The sequence below is a fragment of the Ensifer sp. 38_S197 genome (assembly GCF_056924495.1).
Genome location: NZ_JBXOVZ010000002.1, coordinates 473,857 through 493,691, shown reverse-complemented (window position 1 = coordinate 493,691; position 19,835 = coordinate 473,857). Strand labels below are relative to the sequence as shown.

At 62.6% G+C, this 19,835-nt stretch carries 17 protein-coding genes and 1 tRNA gene; 8 read left to right on the top strand and 10 right to left on the bottom strand.

Features of this window, described 5'->3' with window-relative positions; genetic code table 11:
- The first annotated feature begins 162 nt into the window (after window positions 1-162).
- The 3 genes from AC1Z3V_RS15630 to AC1Z3V_RS15620 all read left to right on the top strand — a co-directional run bounded on the left by AC1Z3V_RS15630 (window position 163) and on the right by AC1Z3V_RS15620 (window position 1,679).
- Window positions 163-885 (top strand): META domain-containing protein, encoded by a 723-nt coding sequence (locus tag AC1Z3V_RS15630; protein WP_483500243.1) that lies wholly within the window; start codon window positions 163-165, stop codon window positions 883-885.
- A 139-nt stretch (window positions 886-1,024) separates the two neighbouring features.
- A complete protein-coding gene (locus AC1Z3V_RS15625; protein WP_089044368.1) occupies window positions 1,025-1,186 on the top strand; it encodes a Thivi_2564 family membrane protein in 162 nt (53 codons plus the stop codon).
- A gap of 124 nt (window positions 1,187-1,310) precedes the next feature.
- Complete coding sequence (locus AC1Z3V_RS15620; RefSeq protein ID WP_429815139.1) at window positions 1,311-1,679, top strand: VOC family protein; 369 nt, start codon at window positions 1,311-1,313, stop codon at window positions 1,677-1,679.
- A 109-nt stretch (window positions 1,680-1,788) separates the two neighbouring features.
- On the opposite strand, the gene AC1Z3V_RS15615 is transcribed toward AC1Z3V_RS15620, so the two are convergent.
- The gene (locus tag AC1Z3V_RS15615; protein WP_483500240.1) at window positions 1,789-2,133 is read right to left on the bottom strand and encodes a hypothetical protein; all 345 of its coding nucleotides are present in this window, start codon (window positions 2,131-2,133) and stop codon (window positions 1,789-1,791) included.
- Window positions 2,134-2,661: 528 nt separating this feature from the next.
- A tRNA-Arg gene (locus tag AC1Z3V_RS15610) sits at window positions 2,662-2,738 on the bottom strand.
- A gap of 228 nt (window positions 2,739-2,966) precedes the next feature.
- On the opposite strand from AC1Z3V_RS15610, the gene AC1Z3V_RS15605 reads away from it, so the two are divergent.
- The 4 genes from AC1Z3V_RS15605 (at window position 2,967) to metH (ending at window position 9,462) form a co-directional block, all read left to right on the top strand.
- The gene (locus AC1Z3V_RS15605; protein ID WP_483500238.1) at window positions 2,967-3,863 is read left to right on the top strand and encodes an ROK family protein; all 897 of its coding nucleotides are present in this window, start codon (window positions 2,967-2,969) and stop codon (window positions 3,861-3,863) included.
- Between the two features lie 4 nt (window positions 3,864-3,867).
- On the top strand, window positions 3,868-4,362 hold the full coding sequence (locus AC1Z3V_RS15600; RefSeq protein ID WP_483500236.1) for a heme-degrading domain-containing protein: 495 nt from the start codon (window positions 3,868-3,870) through the stop codon (window positions 4,360-4,362).
- A gap of 3 nt (window positions 4,363-4,365) precedes the next feature.
- Window positions 4,366-5,526, top strand: coding sequence for an AGE family epimerase/isomerase (locus tag AC1Z3V_RS15595; protein WP_483500234.1), 1,161 nt, complete (start codon window positions 4,366-4,368; stop codon window positions 5,524-5,526).
- A gap of 165 nt (window positions 5,527-5,691) precedes the next feature.
- Window positions 5,692-9,462, top strand: coding sequence for a methionine synthase (gene metH / locus AC1Z3V_RS15590; protein ID WP_483500232.1), 3,771 nt, complete (start codon window positions 5,692-5,694; stop codon window positions 9,460-9,462).
- A gap of 65 nt (window positions 9,463-9,527) precedes the next feature.
- Here the strand turns inward: metH and AC1Z3V_RS15585 are convergent, their stop codons facing one another.
- From AC1Z3V_RS15585 to AC1Z3V_RS15575, 3 genes are read right to left on the bottom strand one after another with little or no spacing between them, the layout of a single operon-like run.
- Window positions 9,528-10,334: an alpha/beta fold hydrolase gene (locus AC1Z3V_RS15585; protein WP_483500230.1), complete on the bottom strand. Its 807-nt coding sequence runs from the start codon at window positions 10,332-10,334 to the stop codon at window positions 9,528-9,530.
- Between the two features lie 38 nt (window positions 10,335-10,372).
- Entirely contained in the window at window positions 10,373-11,395 is a 1,023-nt protein-coding gene (locus AC1Z3V_RS15580; protein WP_483500228.1) for a DUF1254 domain-containing protein, read from the bottom strand.
- A gap of 17 nt (window positions 11,396-11,412) precedes the next feature.
- Entirely contained in the window at window positions 11,413-12,831 is a 1,419-nt protein-coding gene (locus AC1Z3V_RS15575; RefSeq protein ID WP_483500226.1) for a DUF1254 domain-containing protein, read from the bottom strand.
- Window positions 12,832-13,000: 169 nt separating this feature from the next.
- Between AC1Z3V_RS15575 and AC1Z3V_RS15570 the strand changes: the two genes are divergently transcribed.
- The gene (locus AC1Z3V_RS15570) at window positions 13,001-15,211 is read left to right on the top strand and encodes an adenylate/guanylate cyclase domain-containing protein (RefSeq protein WP_483500224.1); all 2,211 of its coding nucleotides are present in this window, start codon (window positions 13,001-13,003) and stop codon (window positions 15,209-15,211) included.
- 86 nt (window positions 15,212-15,297) lie between these two features.
- Here the strand turns inward: AC1Z3V_RS15570 and AC1Z3V_RS15565 are convergent, their stop codons facing one another.
- From AC1Z3V_RS15565 to AC1Z3V_RS15545, 5 genes are all read right to left on the bottom strand, one after another.
- Window positions 15,298-15,801 carry a YHS domain-containing (seleno)protein gene (locus tag AC1Z3V_RS15565; RefSeq protein ID WP_483500222.1) on the bottom strand — a complete coding sequence of 168 codons (504 nt, stop codon included), beginning with the start codon at window positions 15,799-15,801 and terminating at the stop codon, window positions 15,298-15,300.
- Between the two features lie 29 nt (window positions 15,802-15,830).
- Window positions 15,831-16,421 (bottom strand): ankyrin repeat domain-containing protein, encoded by a 591-nt coding sequence (locus tag AC1Z3V_RS15560; protein ID WP_483500221.1) that lies wholly within the window; start codon window positions 16,419-16,421, stop codon window positions 15,831-15,833.
- Between the two features lie 133 nt (window positions 16,422-16,554).
- Window positions 16,555-17,214, bottom strand: a complete 660-nt coding sequence (locus AC1Z3V_RS15555; RefSeq protein WP_483500219.1) for an aspartate/glutamate racemase family protein — start codon at window positions 17,212-17,214, stop codon at window positions 16,555-16,557.
- Window positions 17,211-18,674 (bottom strand): MFS transporter, encoded by a 1,464-nt coding sequence (locus AC1Z3V_RS15550; protein WP_483500217.1) that lies wholly within the window; start codon window positions 18,672-18,674, stop codon window positions 17,211-17,213. Before AC1Z3V_RS15550 ends, AC1Z3V_RS15555 begins: the two co-directional genes overlap by 4 nt.
- 293 nt (window positions 18,675-18,967) lie before the next feature.
- Complete coding sequence (locus AC1Z3V_RS15545; protein ID WP_483500215.1) at window positions 18,968-19,810, bottom strand: MurR/RpiR family transcriptional regulator; 843 nt, start codon at window positions 19,808-19,810, stop codon at window positions 18,968-18,970.
- Between the last annotated feature and the right edge of the window lie 25 nt (window positions 19,811-19,835).

Sequence of the window (19,835 nt, the reverse complement as noted above, 5' to 3'; positions counted from 1 at the left end):
TCGCGAGCGTAGCGCATGATCTTCGCCAGATCGATCCGAACTTTTATATTGTGCGCTAGGCTCTACAGGCGAATTCCGCCGGCAACAAGGGCGCGGTCTTCAATCCGTCTCGTCCAGGGGCTAAGAATCGGGCTGCTGAGTCGAAGCCCGAAGGAGTTCGCGATGCTGAAAGTCATTACCGCCGTTTCCTGCGCCTGCGTGACGATCGAGATGGCTTCGATGCAGCCGGTTGCGGCAGAAGACGTGCCGCAGCAGCTCGTCGGCACCTGGCTCGCCGAAGATATCGGCGGCGGCGGTGTGGTCGACGATCTGCAGTCGACGCTCGAAATCCGTGAGGACGGCACCTTTGGCGGCATGGCCGGCTGCAACCATTTCACCGGTACCTTCAGTCTGTCGGGCACGAAGATCACCTTCGGGCCGGCCGCATCGACACGCAAGATGTGCGTGCCGGCGGCGATGACCCAGGAGCAGAAATTCCTCGAGGCGCTTCGCAGCGAACTCTCCTGGACAGTCGAGGGATCGAAGCTCGTGCTCGCCAAGGCGGGAGGCGCGACCGCCATGAAGCTCGCATTGATGACCGCCGGCTCTCAGGGCGCCGATGTGACGATCCGCGTGCCCGGCGCCGATGCCGTGGATCGGAAATCGGTTCGCTATGATTGCGGCGGCAAGACCATCGAGGCGATGTATATCAATGCGGGCGCCGTATCCCTGGTGACCCTTACGATCGACGGCACCTTCGTCGTGGCATCGAACGTGATCTCCGGTTCCGGCGCCCAATATGCCGGCGGGCAATATATCTGGTGGACCGAGGGCGACGAGGCGACGCTTTTCGACGTGACGAAGGGCGAGAATGACCAGGGCATCGCCTGCAAGTCTGCTCCCTGACGCCTTTTTCGCCTGCGTTCCCACGTCGATTGGCGCAATCCGGCCAAAGACGTTGCCGGGCAGCTCGGAACCTTTGCCCTCGCTCCATAGTTACAATCCCGGCGCTGTCGCGCTGCCGTTGTGAAAAGGGAGTTGATCCATGGGGCTGCTTATCGGAATCCTGATTACGTTCCTCGTCATCGTGTTGGTGCTTTATCTCGTCCAGCGACTGCCGCTCGACGCACGCGCCAAACAGATCGTCCAGATCATCGTGATCATCATCGGCATCATCTCTCTGTTGAAATACCTGGCCGTCTTCTGACACGCCGCCTTCCAGCCAGAGGCCGGTTCAATGGACCGGTGGCCTGCGGCTATGTGCATCATGCTGACAAGAGCTGACAGCAGCTTCGACTAGGGTCCCGTCATCACAAGAAGGAGATCCGAAGATGCTGTCACCGAACCTGGTCCTGCTCTATGTCGACGACCCGGCAAAAAGCGCCCTATTCTATGCCGATCTGTTCGGGCGCGAACCCGTCGCTTCCTTTCCTGCCTATGTCGCCTTCGGACTCGAAAACGGCCTGACCTTCAGCCTCTGGTCTACCCAGGCGAGGGACTTCGTTTCGTCCGGCACCGGCCATCGCTCGGAAATCGCCTTCATGGTGAAGGATGACGCGGAGGTCGAACGCCTCTATGCGGATTGGCGCCGGCGCGGAATAGCAATCGAGCAGGAGTTGAAGACTGCCGTGTTTGGCCGCACTTTCGTCGCTCTCGATCCGGATGGCCATCGGCTGCGCGTCTGCCGGCCGGATAATTAAGCCGTCACCGAGTAGCGGCAGTCGCCCGCAGTCAGGGATGATTCAGCACGATCAGCCTCCGTGCCGAAAGCAGGACGATCGGCACTCTACGAGGCGGCGGCAGTGTGTATCACCAATTCGAGTACGAGTGGCGGTGATAGTGCCGCCTTGGCGGGGCGCTCAGAGCGCCACCGAGGATCGCACCAACGGCGAAGCCGCCGATAAATGCGCCAATATCGCTGTGATGATGCCGGTGGTGATAGTAATCGTCATCGTCTTCGTCGTAGTAGCGACGGTCGTATCGCCATCCATCCTCATCATCGTCATCGTAGTACCACTGGCGATGACGATGCGTGACCTGCTCGACATTCGATAGGCCAGCCTTCAGTGGACTGACCGACGGAAATGCCTGTACCGGGCCCACACTGGGGAGGGCCGTTGCCAGCGAAAGCGCAATAATAGCCAGCTTTTTCATGAGCTTTCACCATTCTCCTTCTTCAAGGAAAATGATCGAGAGGCCGTTTTGTGCCGTATCCGGCGGCCGGTAACGATTTCGTGATTGGTGATCCTGCGGCTCCCCGGGAAAGGGCTGTCGCAGTCTGGTGGGGAACGCCGATGAACCCAACAAAAAAGGTCGGGACGACCCGACCTTCCTCATCACCGTCAACCGATGCCAGTTCATCCGTGGTCATCGGCGAGGTGTAAGTTTCTACTAGCCGCTGTTCGTGACAGGCACATGACGCGCATGCGTCTTTCATTCCCGGTCGGTCGGCGGCATCGGAATTCTTGGCCGACCTGAACGCCATCGCGGCTTTGGTCGCCGTTGCCCAGTTTGAGCGTTTCGGCCGGCGAATGCCAGTATCTACCGTCTGCCGCAAAGTGACGGCATTCGAGGAGCATTTGGTCGTAACGCTGCTTCGGCGCAGGACGCGCAAGCTGAGCCTGACGACTCGGGGGTGGTCCGCCACAGACGGTATTATTTGGATAAACACCTGAAAATAAATGGTGATCCCGGCGCGATTCGAACGCGCGACCCCCAGATTAGGAATCTGGTGCTCTATCCTGCTGAGCTACGGGACCACTCGGATAGCACCCATACAAAAGCAGGAGGTTTTCGCCAAGTGTTTTTGCGCGGTAGCGCCCCGAAATGCGCGATAGCCGCCCTTGCGTGCGAGCCGTCCGATCCTCGCGCGTCAGGTCACCACATGGGGCTGGTCTTTCAGGTCTTCCGAATGCTAAGCAAGGCGGGCGTTGGCGGGAGGAAGCCGGCGCTCTCCCTGACACCTTCATCAGAGACCTGATCCAGATATGTTCATCGGAATAGATTGGGGCGGCACGAAAATGGAAGTCATCGCGCTTGGCCGCGATGGCGAAACGCGCGCCCGTCACCGCGTCGCGACCCCGACGAGCGGCTACGACGATTGCATCCGCGCCGTTCTCGCTCTCGTTGCCGCCGCCGAGCAGACGGCCGGCGAAAAGGGCTCGATCGGCATCGGCATTCCCGGCAGCCCCAATCCGCGCACCGGCATCGTGCGCAACTCCAACGCGGTGCTGATCAACGGCAAACCGCTCGGACGCGACCTCGAAACTGCGCTCGGCCGGCCGGTGCGGCTCGCCAACGACGCCAATTGCCTGGCGGTTTCGGAAGCGGTCGACGGTGCCGGCAAGGACGCGCACGTGGTCTTCGGCGTCATCGTCGGCACCGGCCATGGCGGGGGGCTGGCGATCGACAAGAAGGTGCATGCGGGATACCAGGGCGTTGCCGCCGAAATCGGCCATTACCCGCTGCCCTGGATGACGAAGGACGAGTATCCCGGTCACAGGTGCTGGTGCGGCAAGCACGGCTGCCTCGACATGTATGCCTGCGGCACCGGCGTCGAACTCGACTACCGGATCACAACCGGTACCGAACGGCGCGGACGTGACATCATCGATGCGAAACGGGCGGGCGACCCGGTGGCGACCGGCGTCTACGAGCGCTTCGTCGACCGGCTGGCGCGTAGCCTGGCGCTGCTCACCAACATCGTCGACCCCGACGTCTTCGTGCTTGGCGGCGGCATGTCGAATGTCGATGAGATCTATGACGACGTGCCGCCTCGCGTGGTCAACTACCTCTTCGGCGACACGTTCGAGACACCGATCCGCAAGGCCCTGCACGGTGACAGCTCCGGCGTGCGTGGCGCGGCCTGGCTCTGGAAGGATTAATCCCATGAATATCGACAAGGATCTGGCCCGCATCGCGCGGCAGGAACAGGAATTGCAGTTCGAGCGTTTCGATCTGGAAACGGCCTGGGAACTCGGCTCGCTGCTGCGCAAGATGGCAGTCGAACGCAATTTCGGCGTGGTGATCGACGTCACGCTGTTCTCGATGCAGGTATTCTACGCAGCGCTCGACGGGACGACGCCGGACAATCCGAACTGGGTGCGCCGCAAGCGCAATACCGTGTTCCGGCTTTTCAAGAGCAGCTATGCCACCGGTCGCGAACTCGCGAAGGCGCAAACCAATCTGCAGGCCAAGCTTGGGCTGTCGGACGCCGACTATGCCGCGCATGGCGGCAGCTTTCCGATCGTTGTCAAGGGTACAGGCTGCATCGGTGCCGTCACGGTTTCCGGGCTGCCGCAGCGCGAGGACCACAACATGGTGGTCGAGGCGCTCGCGATCTTGCTCGGCAAGGATCATGACGGCTTGAAGCTCGAGGGCTGAGCGTTGGCAGACAATATCTTTTCTCAGTCTCGCGTTCTCTCGCAGTGGCTGGCCGACAAGGCCCTGCCGCTCTGGCGCGACGCGGGTGTCGATGCCGCCGGCGGTTTCGTCGAGACGATCGATACGGCCGGTGAGCCGACCCGCGCCAACCGGCGTGCGCGGGTGCAGCCGCGGCAAGTCTATTGTTTTGCGGAAGCCGGCCGGCGCGGATGGAGCGGTGACTGGCGCGGTGCCGCTGAAGGCGGACTTGCCTATTTCGATCGCGTCTTCAAGCAGCCGAGCGGCTTTTATGGCGCGCTCGCCGATGCCGATGGCAATCTGCTCGACGGCGCCTTCGATCTCTACAACCAGGCCTTCGCCCTGTTGGCCTTCGCCTACCTTGCCGAGGTCATGCCGGCACGCAAGGCCGAGATGATCGAACGCAGCAACGACCTTCGGTCTCGGATCGAAGCTCACGTCAAGCATCCGGTCGCGGGGTTCGAGGAAGACAATCCCCAGCGTCTGCCGCTCTGTTCCAACCCGCATATGCATCTCTTCGAGGCTTGCCTCGCCAGCGAGATGGTGGACGGATTCGATCAGGTCGCCTGGGCCAATCTCGCCGACGAGATTGCGGATCTGGCGATGGATCATTTCATCGACGCCGAGACCGGCGTTCTGCGTGAGTTCTTCGATCACGACTGGGCACCCTTTGCCGGCGACAAGGGCCGGATCGTCGAGCCCGGCCATCTCTTCGAATGGGCCTGGCTGCTGCTGCGCTGGGCGGAGCGCCGCGGCAGCGCCGAGGCGATCGTCAAGGCGCGGCGGCTCTTCGATATCGGCGAGGCGCACGGCATCTCAACGGATCGCAACGTCGCGATCATGACGCTGCTCGACGATCTTTCGGTGGCCGACCCGATCGCGCGGCTCTGGCCGCAGACCGAGTGGCTGAAGGCGTCAGTCCGCTTTGCGGCACTTACGAATGGCGCTGAGCGTGAGCGTTACCTCGCTTCGGCCGCCCGGGCGGCGGCAGCACTTCAGGCGTTCCTGGAGACGCCAGTTGCGGGCCTCTGGCGCGACAAGCAGAAGGCCGATGGCAGCTTCATCGAGGAACCGGCGCCAGCGAGCAGCTTCTACCACATCCTCTGCGCCATTTATGAGACCGAGGATTGCCTGGCGCGGCTCTGAACAGCCCCTACCGATACAGGCCTATCTTCATGGTCCGTCGCAATCGCGGCGGGCCATTTTCTTTGGCGCGGCGGGCAAATGTGATCGCGGCATATGTTGACATAAAGATATCTTTATGTGATTGACTCATTTATTGTTTGTCGTTTTCAGAACGGGAGATTTCCCATGTCCGCCATCGGCGCCCTTTTCGGTGACGTTTCCTCCAAGCCGGACGGCTCCGAGATCAAGCGAGCGCTCGCCCAAGCGGCGCGTGAGCGCATCCTGATCATGGATGGCGCAATGGGCACGGAGATCCAGCAGCTCGGCTTCATCGAGCAGCATTTCCGCGGCGACCGATTCGGCGGCTGCGCCTGTCACCAGCAGGGCAACAACGATCTCCTGACGCTGACGCAGCCGAAGGCGATCGAGGACATCCACTACGCCTATGCGATCGCCGGCGCCGACATCCTCGAGACCAACACCTTTTCGTCGACCCGCATCGCCCAGGCCGACTACGGCATGGAGGACATGGTCTATGAGCTCAACCGCGACGGTGCCCGGCTGGCGCGGCGCGCCGCCCGGCGGGCCGAGGCGGAGGACGGCCGCCGCCGTTTCGTCGCCGGCGCGCTCGGGCCGACCAACCGCACGGCGTCGATCTCGCCCGACGTCAACAATCCGGGCTATCGCGCCGTCACCTTCGACGACTTGCGCATCGCCTATGCCGAACAGATCCGCGGCCTGATCGATGGCGGCGCCGACATCATCCTGATCGAGACGATCTTCGACACGCTGAACGCCAAGGCGGCGATCTTCGCCACCAAGGAAGTCTTCGCCGAGAAGGGCGTCGATCTGCCTGTGATGATCTCCGGCACGATCACCGATCTCTCGGGCCGCACGCTCTCCGGCCAGACGCCGACCGCCTTCTGGCACTCGGTGCGCCATGCCGAACCCTTCACCATCGGCCTCAACTGCGCGCTCGGCGCCAACGCCATGCGCGCCCATATCGACGAGCTCTCGGGTGTCGCCGACACCTTCGTCTGTGCCTATCCCAATGCCGGCTTGCCGAACGAGTTCGGCCAATATGACGAGACACCCGAGCAGATGGCGGCCCAGGTGGAAGCCTTCGCCCGTGACGGTCTCGTCAATATCGTCGGCGGCTGCTGCGGTTCGACGCCAGCCCATATCAGCGCCATTGCCAAGGCGGTTGCCAAGCATCCCCCGCGCGAGATCCCCAAGGTCGAGCCGCTGATGCGGCTTTCCGGGCTGGAGCCCTTCACGCTGACGTCGGACATTCCGTTCGTCAATGTCGGCGAGCGCACCAACGTCACCGGCTCGGCCAAGTTCCGCAAGCTGATCACCGCCGGCGACTATTCGGCAGCCCTCGACGTCGCGCGCGACCAGGTGGCAAACGGCGCCCAGATCATCGACGTCAACATGGACGAGGGCCTGATCGATTCGAAGCAGGCGATGGTCGAGTTCCTGAACCTCGTCGCCTCCGAGCCGGACATTGCCCGCGTGCCTATCATGATCGATTCGTCGAAATGGGAGGTGATCGAGGCGGGCTTGAAATGCGTGCAGGGCAAGCCACTCGTCAATTCGATCTCGATGAAGGAAGGCGAAGAGGCGTTCCTGCATCACGCCAGGCTCTGCCGCGCCTATGGGGCGGCCGTCGTCGTCATGGCCTTCGACGAGGTCGGCCAGGCCGACACCAAGGCGCGCAAGGTCGAGATCTGCACCCGTGCCTACAAGCTTCTGACGGAAGCGGCGGGTTTCCCGCCCGAGGACATCATCTTCGACCCGAACATCTTCGCGGTGGCGACCGGCATCGAGGAGCACAACAATTACGGTGTCGACTTCATTGAAGCGACGCGCGAGATCATCGCCACCTTGCCGCATGTGCATGTGTCGGGCGGCGTCTCCAATCTCTCCTTCTCCTTCCGCGGCAACGAGCCGGTGCGCGAGGCGATGCACGCGGTCTTCCTCTATCACGCCATCCAGGCGGGCATGGACATGGGCATCGTCAATGCCGGCCAGCTCGCCGTCTATGACGCGATCGATCCGGAGCTGCGCGAGGCTTGCGAAGACGTGGTGCTCAACCGTCGCGCCGATTCGACCGAGCGCATGCTGGAAATCGCCGAGCGTTATCGCGGGCAGGGCGGCGCGCAGGGGCGCGAAAAGGATCTCTTCTGGCGCGAATGGTCGGTGGAGAAGCGTCTTGAACACGCGCTGGTCAACGGTATCACCGAGTACATCGAGGCCGATACGGAGGAGGCGCGCCTTGCCGCCGCGCGGCCGCTGCATGTCATCGAAGGTCCGCTGATGGCCGGCATGAACGTCGTTGGCGACCTCTTCGGATCGGGCAAGATGTTCCTGCCGCAGGTGGTGAAATCCGCGCGTGTGATGAAGCAGGCGGTCGCCGTGCTGCTGCCGCACATGGAGGCGGAGAAGCTTGCCAATGGCGGCGAGGCGCGTGAAAGCGCCGGCAAGATCCTGATGGCGACGGTCAAGGGAGACGTGCATGACATCGGCAAGAACATCGTCGGCGTCGTGCTTGCCTGCAACAATTACGAGATCATCGATCTCGGCGTCATGGTGCCTTCGGCGAAGATCCTCGAAGTGGCACGCGAGCAGAAGGTCGACATCATCGGGCTTTCGGGCCTGATCACCCCCTCGCTCGATGAGATGGTGCATGTCGCCTCCGAGCTCGAACGCGAAGGTTTCGACGTGCCACTTCTGATCGGCGGCGCGACGACCAGCCGCGTCCATACGGCGGTCAAGATCAATCCGCGCTACGACCGCGGCCAGACGGTCTATGTCACCGATGCAAGCCGTGCCGTCGGCGTCGTCTCGAGCCTGTTGTCACCGGAAGCCCGCGACAATTACATCGAGACCGTTCGGGCCGAGTATCGCAAGGTCGCCGATGCCCATGCGCGCAACGAGGCGGAAAAGCGCCGTCTGCCACTGTCGCAGGCCCGCGCCAACCAGCACAAGATCGATTGGGCGAACTACCAGGCAAAGACGCCGTCCTTCCTCGGCACGCGCGTGTTCGAAAGCTGGGATCTAGAAGAACTCGCCCGCTATATCGACTGGACTCCGTTCTTCCAGACCTGGGAGCTTAAGGGTGTCTACCCGAAGATCCTGGACGACGAGGCGCAAGGCGCCGCAGCCCGGCAATTGTTCGATGATGCGCAGGCGATGCTGAAGAAGATCATCGAGGAGAAGTGGTTCGCGCCGAAGGCCGTGGTGGGTTTCTGGCCGGCGGGCACGGTCGGCGACGACATCCGGCTATTCACCGGCGACGACCGGACGTCTGAGCTCGCGACCTTCTTCACGCTCCGCCAGCAACTGACAAAGCGTGACGGCCGCCAGAACGTGGCGCTTTCCGATTTCGTCGCCCCGGCGGGCAGCGGTTCCAACGACTATGTCGGCGGCTTCGTCGTCACCGCCGGCATCGAGGAAGTTGCGATTGCCGAGCGTTTCGAACGCGCCAACGATGACTACTCGTCGATCTTGGTCAAGGCGCTGGCCGACCGGTTTGCCGAGGCCTTTGCCGAGCGCATGCACGAATATGTGCGCAAGGAGCTCTGGGGCTATGCGGCCGACGAGGCTTTCACGCCTGAGGAACTGATCGCCGAGCCCTATGCCGGCATCCGCCCGGCGCCCGGCTATCCGGCGCAGCCCGACCATACGGAGAAGGCGACGCTCTTCCGGCTGCTCGATGCGGAAGCCACAATCGGTGTCAGCCTGACCGAGAGCTATGCGATGTGGCCGGGCTCGTCGGTTTCCGGCCTCTATATCGGCCATCCCGAAGCCTATTACTTCGGTGTCGCCAAGGTCGAGCGCGATCAGGTCGAGGATTATGCCGAGCGCAAGCGCATGCCGATCCGTGAGGTCGAGCGTTGGCTTTCGCCGATCCTCAACTATGTGCCGATGCCGGAGTCCGAGGCGGCCGAGTAACCGTGGCCGACGGGAAGGGTGGGCGAGATCGACACCCCATCATGTAGTCGGGCGATCGGGCGGGACTAACGCGGCAGCTTTGCCAGGAAGGCGTTGAGCGCTGCATTGAACCGGTCCGGCCGCTGCAGCGGTGCGAAATGGCTGACGCCGGGAAGCAGGATGAATTCGGCGCCGGGAATGCTGCGGGCGAGATAGTCCGCATGCTCGCGCTTGATGAACTCGTCATTCTCGCTCTGAACGATCGCGACCGGGACGCGGATCCTGCCGAGGTCCTCGGCCGTGTAGTTCGGCTCGGTCTTTTGCATCTCGCTGACGGCATCGACGAAAGCGCCGAAATCGTCAGGTGTTGCCGACAATTGCTTGTAGTCGCTCGAATGTCGGCCGAAGCAGCGGTCGAGGTTCGGACTCGGTTCGATCTCCCTGGTTCCACTCGGGTCCATGTTGCAGGCGAAAAAGAAGACGCCGGCGGCACGCTCCGGCGCCATCGAGGCGAGAACGAGCGCAATGCAGGCGCCGTCGCTCCAGCCGGCAAAGGCGGCCGTCTCGATCTCCAGCCTGTCCATGACGGCGAGCACGTCCGATGCCATCAGTTCATAGCGATAGGGTTGGGTATCGCGGGTGCTGCGGCCGTGGCCGCGGCTGTCGATCAGGATGACGCGGCGACCGGCCTCCAGCAGTGCCGGGACCTGGTAGCCCCAGTTGCCGCTGTGGCCAAGGCCGCCGTGCAGCAGGATCACCGGTGCGCCCTTGCCATAGGTCGCATACCAGATGCTTGCGCCGTTCCGCTCGATATGGCCCTCGGCCGCTGCGATCGGCAGGGGCGCTGCGCCATTGTCGGCGAACACGGCGAGGTCGTCGTCCTGGAAGTCCATGCACTCGGTCTCCCGCGCCTGATTCGCGACGGGCAAGCTTAGTTCACCGGCTGCGGCTCGGGAAAGTGCCAGGAACCGTCAAGGATCTCCTGACGCGGGCGGTAGAGCCGCACCGTGTAGTTCCATCCGTCGGTCACGGGAAGACAGTTGGCGATCTTGCCGTCGCAGCCGCCGAACTGGATCGAGACGCCACCGTCATCAGCCTTCTTTGCGGTGATATCGTTAATCGTGTAGGCGTCGTAGGGGTTCTTCTCGTAAAAACCCTGGGCATCATAGACGCTGACCGACCAGAAGGCGTCGACCGGCACATCCTTGACCTCGAGCTTGTAGACGGTTTTGCCGTCGTTCTTGGCGGGCGTGACATTGAGATAGGTCGCGTCCTTGTCGGGATTGCCGCCCCAGCCGGTCGCGGTGCCGATAAGATGGCGGATCGGGTCGACCTCTTGCCGGGTACCGAAGGCTTTCTTGAAGTCCGGCAGGGTGGAGCCAAGCGCGAGCAGGGCCTCGCGCACCTTCTTCTGGCTTGCCGGGTCCCAGGCCGGAATCTCGAATTTGCCTTCTCCCTGCTGGTTCACCTTGATCGCATCCTGTAGGGCATGGACCTCGGCGATATCCTTCGGGTTGGCCGGATCGACGAGGGTACGGACGCCGACGACGACGTAGCGCGTGCCGACCTTTTCCTTGGTGAGCGTCGTTTCCCCGGCGCCGTAGACGACCTCCGGCACATAGTGGTCTTCATTGATCACCTGCATCGACATGAAGCGCTTTCCCGCGTCGGGCATGGTGATGGTGACCGGCCCAGCATCGAGATCGAACACGGCCGACGAATAGAGGGTGTCGCGGTTGAGGCGAATGACCGTCTGATTGTCGATCGAAGCGGGCTCGCGCCGGTGCAGGAATTTTCCGAGGGCGCCTTCCTTGACCATGCTTGCCGCGTACATGTCGCTCTCGGCGCGAATGAAGTTGTCGACGCCAACCATAACGGGGTCGGCGGCGGTTGATTGTGCGGCGCCGGCCATCACCAATGCGCCGGCCATGAAGAACGAACGATAATGCGTCATGCTCGGATCCTCCGCTGTCAGTTGGCGCGCCGCATCGGCGGCGCTTTCCATTTGCCGTCCAATGCGTCGGGCTTCGGCCAGTAGAGCCGCATGGCGGTGAAGAACGGGCCGCTCGGTGCCGGCAGCCAGTTGGCTTCCTTCTCTGTGCCGGGTGAATCGTGCTGAATGTAGAGTGTCACGCCGCCATCGGCGTCCTTTTTCAGATCCGCCAGCATCGACGAGTTGATCAGGTATCGGTTGAGCGGATTGGCATAGAGCAGGCTGGACGGCAGCTCGTAGAGCGTCAGCGACCAGAAGGCATTGACCGGCGGCAGCATGCCCGGTTCGAAACGCAGCGTGTACTTGTTTTCACCCGAGAGCGGCTTCTTGCGTTCATCGGTAAAATAGGCGGGATAGACCGCCTCGTCCTTGGAGTTACCGTAGATGCCGAGCACGGCGCCGGACATGCGGTCGAGATAGTGGCCGTTCAGATACTCACGCGTGCCGAAACTGTCTCCGCTCGTTCGTTTGCCGGTGTCGAGTTCGGTTTCCTTGTACTCTTTGAATGCGGCCCAGGCGTCAGCCATGCCGCTTTCGATCGCCTGCTGCATGTCAGGTGGAAATGTGTCGAAATCGAAACTCTTGCCGGCGCCGACATTGATCCTGGCGAAGCGCTCCATCAGCCCGGTTTCCGACGGGTTCGTCGGGCAGAAGCCGAGTACGAAGTTGAGGATCCTGAAGAATTCCGGCGAAGTCTTCTCCTCTTCGGCATTGAGCGGTTTCACAAAATCGACGGCTGGAGCCGGTGCGGGTGCTTTCTGGCCGAGGAAGCTCGAAAGCGGCTGCACCTGGTAGCCCGCCTGGATCTTCTTGACGTTTTCAATGTCGGCGGGATTGAACATCTGGGTGCGATAAAGCACGAACGCGAATTCGGTTTCCGAGCGGATCACCGCCTTGATCCCGGGCGGCGTTTCGCCTTTCCAGTCCGGTCCCGCCAGCAGGAAGCTGCCAGCCTCGTTGCCGGTGGCGCGGCTACCGACATAGGCGAAGTTGAACGTATACATGTCGATGAACTGGAGCGAGTAGTAGCGCTCCTTCTCGACCGCCGGCACGGTCAGGACCAGCGGTTCTGCGCGCAAGTCCGCTCCGAGGAAGGAATAGGGCGTATCGGAGTTCGGTGTCTGGATCGCCTTGTCGTCAGGCGTATAGACCCGTGCGGTGTTGTTGAGCGTGTTCCACGCGCTCTTGAACTCAGGATTGCCGCGATCGACGAAGTAGGAATATTGCACGCGATAGCTGTCGACGAGCGGAAAGCCGTAGATATAGGCTTCCTTGGCGATGGCGCGCGCCTCTTCTGTCGAGAGGCCAATGTCGGCAGCGCTCGCCCTTGCTGCCTTGAGGGCGGGCAGAGCCGCCGCGAGAGCGCCGAGCATCAGCAGTGACCGTCGTTTGAGCATGGCAGATCCCTTCGGATGATCGCCGACGATCGTGTCAGTTCGGCGGAGCACCGCAAGTACGTAACGGTTACGGCGCAGAGCAGGTCCTGCCGTTGCGGGCCGATGGCGCTGTTTGCCAAGCTGCGGTAACATCTGCCGCTGGGGTACATCGTACGTTGAGAGCTCGTCGATGGAGCGCCGTCTCGCTGCCGTCCTGTTTGCGGATGTCGTCGGCTACAGCCGCCTGAGCCGGCTCGACGAGGAAGGGACGCGCCTAAGATTCCAGTCGGACCTGTGCACCATTCTCGAGCCGCTCTTTCGCGAGCATCACGGGCGGCTGGTGAAGACGATGGGTGACGGTCTGCTCGTCGAATTCCGCAGCGTCGTGGATGCGGCGCAGTGCGCGATCGATATCCAGAAACGCAAGGCGGCGGCGGATGAGCGGGGGCCTGACGGCGAGAGGCTGGACTTCCGCATCGGCATCAATCTCGGCGACATCATCGTCGAAGGCGACGATATCCACGGCGATGGCGTCAATATCGCCGACCGGGTGCAAGGGCTGGCCCATCCGGGCGGCATTGCGATATCGGGCACCGCCTATGACCAGATCAGCTCCAAGCTGAAGGTCGGATTTGCATCGCTGGGGTGGCAACCGGTGAAGGGGCTCGCCGATCCGATCCGTGTCTACCGCGTGCTCCTCGAACCCGAAGCCGTGGGCAAGACCTTTGGCGAAAAAAAGGGGCGAGCCGCCCGCCAGGGCGTGGTGATCGGCTTGGCTGTGCTGCTGCTGGCGGTCGCGATCGCCTGGTGGCAACCCTGGACGCTGATCGCGTCGATAAATCCGGCGCAGCGCTTCGCCTATCCCCTGCCGGACCAGCCTTCCGTCGCGGTGCTGCCCTTCATCAATGTCAGCGGCGACAGCGATCACGACCACTTGGCGGAAGGGCTGACCGACGATCTCATCACCGAACTGTCGAAGGTCTCCGGCCTCTTCGTCATCGCCCGGCATTCGGTATTCGCGCTCAAGGGCAGCGCCGACAAGATCCAGGACATCGCCGCCGAACTCGGCGTGCACTATGTGCTGGAGGGCACGCTGCAGCGCGCCGATCAGCGGCTGCGCATCAACGTCAAGCTCATCGATGCGGTGAGCGGGCTTTCGCTTTGGGCGGAACGCTACGACCGGCAATATGCCGACCTCTTTGCCGTTCAGGACGACGTGATCGGCAAGATCATTGCCGCGCTTGAGGTCAAGCTCAGCGAGGGCGAGCGCGACCAACTGGCGCGCATTCCCACCGACAATCTCGAGGCCTATGACAATTACATGCGGGCGGAGCAGCAGGGCCTCATCTGGCGCGATGTCGATACCTATCGACAGACGCTTTCCTTCTACCAGCGAGCGATCGATCTCGATCCGAACTTCGCCGATGCCCATGCCGGCATCGCCCGTGTTGCGGTCGATGTCTGGCGCAATGACTACAACTACCTCTGGTCGGCGGCCGTGGCGCGCAAGATCGCCTATGACGCCGCGGGCCAGGCTTTGAAGCTCGATGCCAACAATGCCCGCGCCCATACGGTGCTGGCGCTGCTTCAGCTCGTCGATGGACGCGCAATGGAGGCGAAGCAATCGGCGCTCAGGGCCGTCTCCGCCCAGCCGAACGATGCGGAGGCGCTTGCCAACCTGGCGCTGGTGCTTGCCCAGACCGGCGAACACGCGCAAGCGATCGAGGATATCGACCGGGCGCTGAGGCTCGATCCGTCGCCATCCTCCAGCTTGCAGCTTCTCGCCGGCATCGTCTATTACACCGCGCGACGGCTCGAACGGGCGATCCCGTTGATCGAAGCGGCGAGCGAGGCGCTGCCAAAGGTGGAAGCGGCGCGGGAATATCTGGCCTCGGCCTATGCCCAGCGCGGCGACCAGCAGAGCGCGGCGGCGGAGGCGGCGGAGCTGCTGAAGCTCTTTCCGGACACCAACCTCACCTATTACGGATATCTCTACGACTACTGGCGTGAAGAGGATCTCTACCGGCACCTCTTCGGCCTGCGCGTGGCGGGGATCCCGGAATGGCCTTTCGGCTTCGTTGGCGCCGCCAGCGACCGGCTCGGCCCGGCCGAACTGCAGCGGCTGACCGTGGACAAGACCTGGGTCGGGGTACACAAGAACGGAACGAGTTTCGCGCAGTTCTTCGACAAGGTCGGCAATACCGCCTACCGCACCAGCAACACCAACATCACCGGCCGCATCGAAGTGAAGGGCAACCAGCTTTGCGAGAAATATGACGGGTATTTTCTCAACCGCATGGTCTGCGGCTATGTCTATCGCAACACCGCGAAAGGCGAGCGTACCGCCGACTACATCAACGTCACGCCGCAGGCGCTGAAGTTCTTCTCGATCGAGCAATGACGGCGATCACGAGGCGTCGGTAGGAAGAGCCTGGTCGACGCCTCGGGCGCCTCTGCGGAAGCCGCGCCATGCACCCTGGGGCCGCTTCAGGGCGAGGGTTTCGTCCAGTTGATCGATGCCTTTTCGGTGAGCAGCGTCTGCTCGACCTCGGACCAGTGCTTGCGTGAATCGACCACTTTGTTCGGGTTCTTCACCAGACCCTCGGCGGCGCCCGGATCGTAGCTGAGATACAGCTTGTCCTCGATGATGCGCCAGGCCTTCGGGTCGATGTTGGTCGTCACGGTGCCGAAGGAGACGCCGTCGGCGCAATAGCCGCCATATTGCGGCGCATAGCGGGTCGGCTCCTTCATGAACTGGTCACGATGCTCGGCGCTGGCGAATTGCCAGGTGGCACCAAGCCAGCGATAGGTGAATTCCGGCGATCCTTCGACCGCCTTGTTCTCGGTGAAATAGGCGACCGGATCATATCCCTTGATCGCCACGTCGCCGAAATAGCCCGTGTTGACAGGCTCTTCCGCGCGCGCTGTGCCGGTGAATGCAAGGAGTATCGCCGTCGCCGCGATCGCGGCCGCTATCGGATATCGAGACATGCCATGTCCTCCGTTTCCGGATGTATTCGTCATTGTCGTTTGGTGCATTCGCCGTAGAGCCAATCGCCGACGAGATCGGCTTTCTGGCAGGTCGCTCCCGCCTTCAGGAGAAGCTCGGCGGCCGGCCAGTGCGAGCGCCATCCCGCCTGTGTCAGCGGCGTGTAGCCGTTGCGCTCCTTGGCTTCGATGTCGGCCTTGTTGGTCAACAGGAAGGCGACGATCTCGGCGTGGCCTTCTTCGGCTGCCGCGTGCAGCGGCGACATCTTGTAGAAGTTGGCGACGTCGTTGACGGCAGCCCCCTTGGCGACGAGCAGCTTGGCGGTTTCGAGATTGCCGCCATAGGCGGCGGCGTGCAGCGCCGTCAGGCCGCCCTTGTTGCGGATCTCGATGTCGCACCCGCGATCGATGAGAAGAGCGACGACCTCGGTGTGCCCCTTGAGCGCGGCGATCAGCAATGCCGGCTCGCCGGCCGCATCGGGCTCGGCTATGTCGGTTCCCTGGTCGAGCAGTTGTTTGACGCGTTCGGTATCGCCGTCCCTTGCCGCGTCGTGCAAAGGGCCCGCCATGGCTGCCGCGGTAAAGAACGCCATCGCGGCAAGCGAAGCAAAAAGAGATTTCATCGCGCAAACCTCCGCCCCGGCTTCGGTCTCGCCCAATTGGAAAGAGCAAAATACCACGGGGCAGTCGGCGGAAACAGGCGCTACCGCCGCCGAATCCATAATCCTTTTGGGTGTCCGCGATGATGAATGCCTGTCAGGCGGCGACCTGCATCAGGTCGAGCATGCGGTCGATAGCGCTCGGGATGGGCGCGATAATCGGCGTCGAGAACATCGGCTGGAGCTGTTCGGCCGCCTGGCCCAGCGGACCGCCGCCGATGATGACCGCCTCGGCGCCATCCAGTTCGACACACTGGCGGACGGCGTCGCCGAGGGCGTCCAGCAGGCGTTCCGGGTGGGCGGAGAGCGCCAGCGGATCGCCGGACGTGCAGCGGATGCCGGTATATTGCTCCCAGACGCCGAGATCGCGGGCGCGATCGTCGATCGCCTGGATCAATTCCGGCGTCGTGGTGGCGACGCCGAACTTGCGGCCGCCCTTCGAGGCCTCGATCATCGAGGCCTCGCAGATGCCGATCACGGGGATCGCGAGGCGATGCTTGAGGGCGGCAAGGCCGGGATCGCCGAAGGCGCTGACGACAATGCCGAGGCACCCGGCCCCATGTCTTTCACCGATCTCGACGACCTCGGCAGCGGCCGCATCCAACTGCTCGGGCGTCACGATCATCGGCGGGTTCCGCATGGCCGTGGCGACTGCCACGGCCATGCGTCCCGATGCGGCCCGGCGTGCGATGGCGACCATCATGTCGCTGGTGGCACGCGAACTGTTCGGATTGATCAGAAGGATATGTGCGCTCACGTTCTCAGTTCCACGCCGACTTTGATTTCAGAAGTGCCAGCCTTTGCGAGGTCGGCGTCCGCAGGCTGGGTCAAGTCTTCCATCGACATGCCGTAGGTCTCGGGCCCGAGCTGGATGCAGAAGGCGAAGACCGCATACATGCCGGCGGCGAGACCGAAGACCCCGACCATGCCGTAGGTGTCGAACAGCGCTCCGGCGATGGTGGGAATGAAGGAACCTGCGGCCGAGCCGGTGGCCAGGATCAGCGCCACGCCGAAGGCACGGATGCGGGTCGGGAAGAGTTCGGGGGCATAGATCCAGATCGAGGTGTTGAGCAGCAGCACGAAGAACTGGAAGATCGCGCCGAAGAGCAACACCAGATAGATATTGGCGCCGAGATAGGCGATCGAGATGGCCGCAAGGCAGGCGCAGGCGGCACCGAGGGTCAGCACCTTCTTGCGCGGGAAATAATAGCCGAACATCGAGGCGGCGATGGCACCGAGTACGCTGCCGCTCTGGATGATCATGCTGTAGAGCAGGCTGCCCTGAAGCGTGTAGCCCATGGACACGAAGATGATCGGCATCAGCGTCAGCACCGAAAGCTGGGCGCCGTAGCTCATCAGGATCGCGATGGCGACCGGAATGGTGCGGCCGATGAAGGGCGCGCGGAAGAGTTCCTTCCAGTCGCTCCTGGCCGGTTCCTCACCCTTCAGGTGGTCCTTGGTCAGATATTCCTGAACCTTGAGATTGCGTGGTCGCAACGAGCCGGAGGCAAGGATCGAAAGCACCTTGTTGGCCTCGTCGATCTTGCCCTGCGAGGCGAGGAAGCGCGGCGTTTCCGGCACCAGGCGGCGGTAGAAGACGACGAGCAGGGCCGGCAGGGCGAGCGAGGCGAAGAGCCAGCGCCAGCTATTTTCACCCGGGAAGAGGGTGAAGATCATCAGGCCGAAGGCAGGCGCCAGGAAATTGCCGAAACCGCCGGCGCCGACATTGACGAGCCCGGCCGCCGTGCCGCGGAATTTTGGCGAGCAGAATTCCGACAGCATGGTTACCGCGGTGGAGATCTCGCCGCCGACGCCGAAGCCGACGATGGCGCGGGCGAAGCAGAGCGTCGCGAAATTCGGCGCCATGGCGCAGGCGGCCGAGCCGATGGTGAAGAGCAGGAGATTGATCGTCAACATCACGCGCCGGCCATAACGGTCGCCGAGGATGCCGGAGAGCAGGCGTCCGAGGGCGGCGCTGCCGAAGGTGATGGTGTTGAGGAAACCGATGTCGGTTCCGGTAAGGCCCCAATGTTCTTTAAGGATCGGGCCGGCGACGCCGATGGTGTTCTGCTCGAAGCTGTCGAACAGGCAGCCGATGAGGACGAGCGCGAGGATCTGTTTGTGGGCGCCCGTGACGCCGATTTTGGTGAAGGCTGATTCCAACTGTCTGATGACCGGCGATGACCTGCCGGAAGGCACCATATTTTCCGCTGCCATGGTTCGTTCCCCTTTATGGCTTAACAACGTGAAAATGTGAAAACTCAGTTTCATGAAATCTACATTATGAAATCCTGGTTTCATAGAAGATTCTATGATGCGCTGCGAAAGGACCAGGCCGTTTCGTCACGCAATCGACGGAATGCAGATTTCGTGCCATTCTGCGAGAAACTGTGGTTTCTTGTTTCGTGTCAAAGCCTTGGCGGTAGGTTGCCTTTGCGCCCGGCATTGAAACTCAAATTTCCCGTGCGCAAAAAATATTCTGGCGTTTCAGGCAAATGCCCAATCGACGCTCACAATTCCTCAAGTGCATCGTTGATCGCTTCGATGCCGCGGAGCCGATTTCGGCCGGCCGTGCCGGCGATTTCGATGCATCGCGTCGTCAGGAGATGGCAGAGCGCCATGACCGAGACGTGGTTGAAGAGGGGCCCTGGCGCCAGCGTCTGGCAGCGGAAATGCCATTCCGCCTGATTGAGGAAGGGCACACCCTCGTCGGTGATATAGAGCAGCCGTGCGCCGGACTTTTCCAGCTGTGCGAGCAACGGCTCCATCAGGGAAACGCGTCGACGCAGGCCGAAGAGGATGATGACATCGTCGCGGTCGATGCTGACCAGATGCTCGCCCAGTGTCTGGCCGCCACCGGGAATGGCCGCGATGTTCTCGATCACCTGCGTCATCTGCCACTGCAGATAGGTGGCGAAGGAATGGCTGGCGCGAAAGCCGATGACCCAGACCTTGCGGGCCCCGAGAATGGCGGTTGCGGCCGCCGTCACCTGGGTCTCGGAGATGGCGAGGAAGGTCGCCTCGATGTTGGCGACCCCTTGCGCCACATGCGAGGAGAGCGACTGCTCGCCGCCGCTGTCGGTGGCGGTGGCCAGGAAGAGGCGCGAACCGGTCTGCTTGTCGGCGCGGGCATGGCGGCGCGCCTCCTCGTAGTTCTCGTAGCCGAGGCGTTGGATGAAACGCGATACGGTAGCCTTCGACACATGCGCCAGCGCGGCCAGTTCCTGGGCCGAGTAGCTCGCGACCTCGCCGGGAAAATCGCAAAGGAAGTCGCCCAGCCGCCGTTCGGCCGGATGCAGTTCCGGCAGCACCTGGCGGACGCGCGTGAGGAAGGAGCGTTCTTTAGGGCTCATGTCGATTCCATGAAACTGTCGTTTC

Coding starts and splice junctions, on each gene's coding strand:
- AC1Z3V_RS15575 (WP_483500226.1), bottom strand. CDS start 12,831: ATGCTCAAACGACGGTCACTGCTGATGCTCGGCGCTCTCGCGGCGGCT.
- AC1Z3V_RS15625 (WP_089044368.1), top strand. CDS start 1,025: ATGGGGCTGCTTATCGGAATCCTGATTACGTTCCTCGTCATCGTGTTG.
- AC1Z3V_RS15545 (WP_483500215.1), bottom strand. CDS start 19,810: ATGAGCCCTAAAGAACGCTCCTTCCTCACGCGCGTCCGCCAGGTGCTG.
- AC1Z3V_RS15550 (WP_483500217.1), bottom strand. CDS start 18,674: ATGGCAGCGGAAAATATGGTGCCTTCCGGCAGGTCATCGCCGGTCATC.
- AC1Z3V_RS15565 (WP_483500222.1), bottom strand. CDS start 15,801: ATGTCTCGATATCCGATAGCGGCCGCGATCGCGGCGACGGCGATACTC.
- AC1Z3V_RS15570 (WP_483500224.1), top strand. CDS start 13,001: ATGGAGCGCCGTCTCGCTGCCGTCCTGTTTGCGGATGTCGTCGGCTAC.
- AC1Z3V_RS15615 (WP_483500240.1), bottom strand. CDS start 2,133: ATGAAAAAGCTGGCTATTATTGCGCTTTCGCTGGCAACGGCCCTCCCC.
- metH (WP_483500232.1), top strand. CDS start 5,692: ATGTCCGCCATCGGCGCCCTTTTCGGTGACGTTTCCTCCAAGCCGGAC.
- AC1Z3V_RS15600 (WP_483500236.1), top strand. CDS start 3,868: ATGAATATCGACAAGGATCTGGCCCGCATCGCGCGGCAGGAACAGGAA.
- AC1Z3V_RS15585 (WP_483500230.1), bottom strand. CDS start 10,334: ATGGACTTCCAGGACGACGACCTCGCCGTGTTCGCCGACAATGGCGCA.
- AC1Z3V_RS15605 (WP_483500238.1), top strand. CDS start 2,967: ATGTTCATCGGAATAGATTGGGGCGGCACGAAAATGGAAGTCATCGCG.
- AC1Z3V_RS15630 (WP_483500243.1), top strand. CDS start 163: ATGCTGAAAGTCATTACCGCCGTTTCCTGCGCCTGCGTGACGATCGAG.
- AC1Z3V_RS15580 (WP_483500228.1), bottom strand. CDS start 11,395: ATGACGCATTATCGTTCGTTCTTCATGGCCGGCGCATTGGTGATGGCC.
- AC1Z3V_RS15620 (WP_429815139.1), top strand. CDS start 1,311: ATGCTGTCACCGAACCTGGTCCTGCTCTATGTCGACGACCCGGCAAAA.
- AC1Z3V_RS15560 (WP_483500221.1), bottom strand. CDS start 16,421: ATGAAATCTCTTTTTGCTTCGCTTGCCGCGATGGCGTTCTTTACCGCG.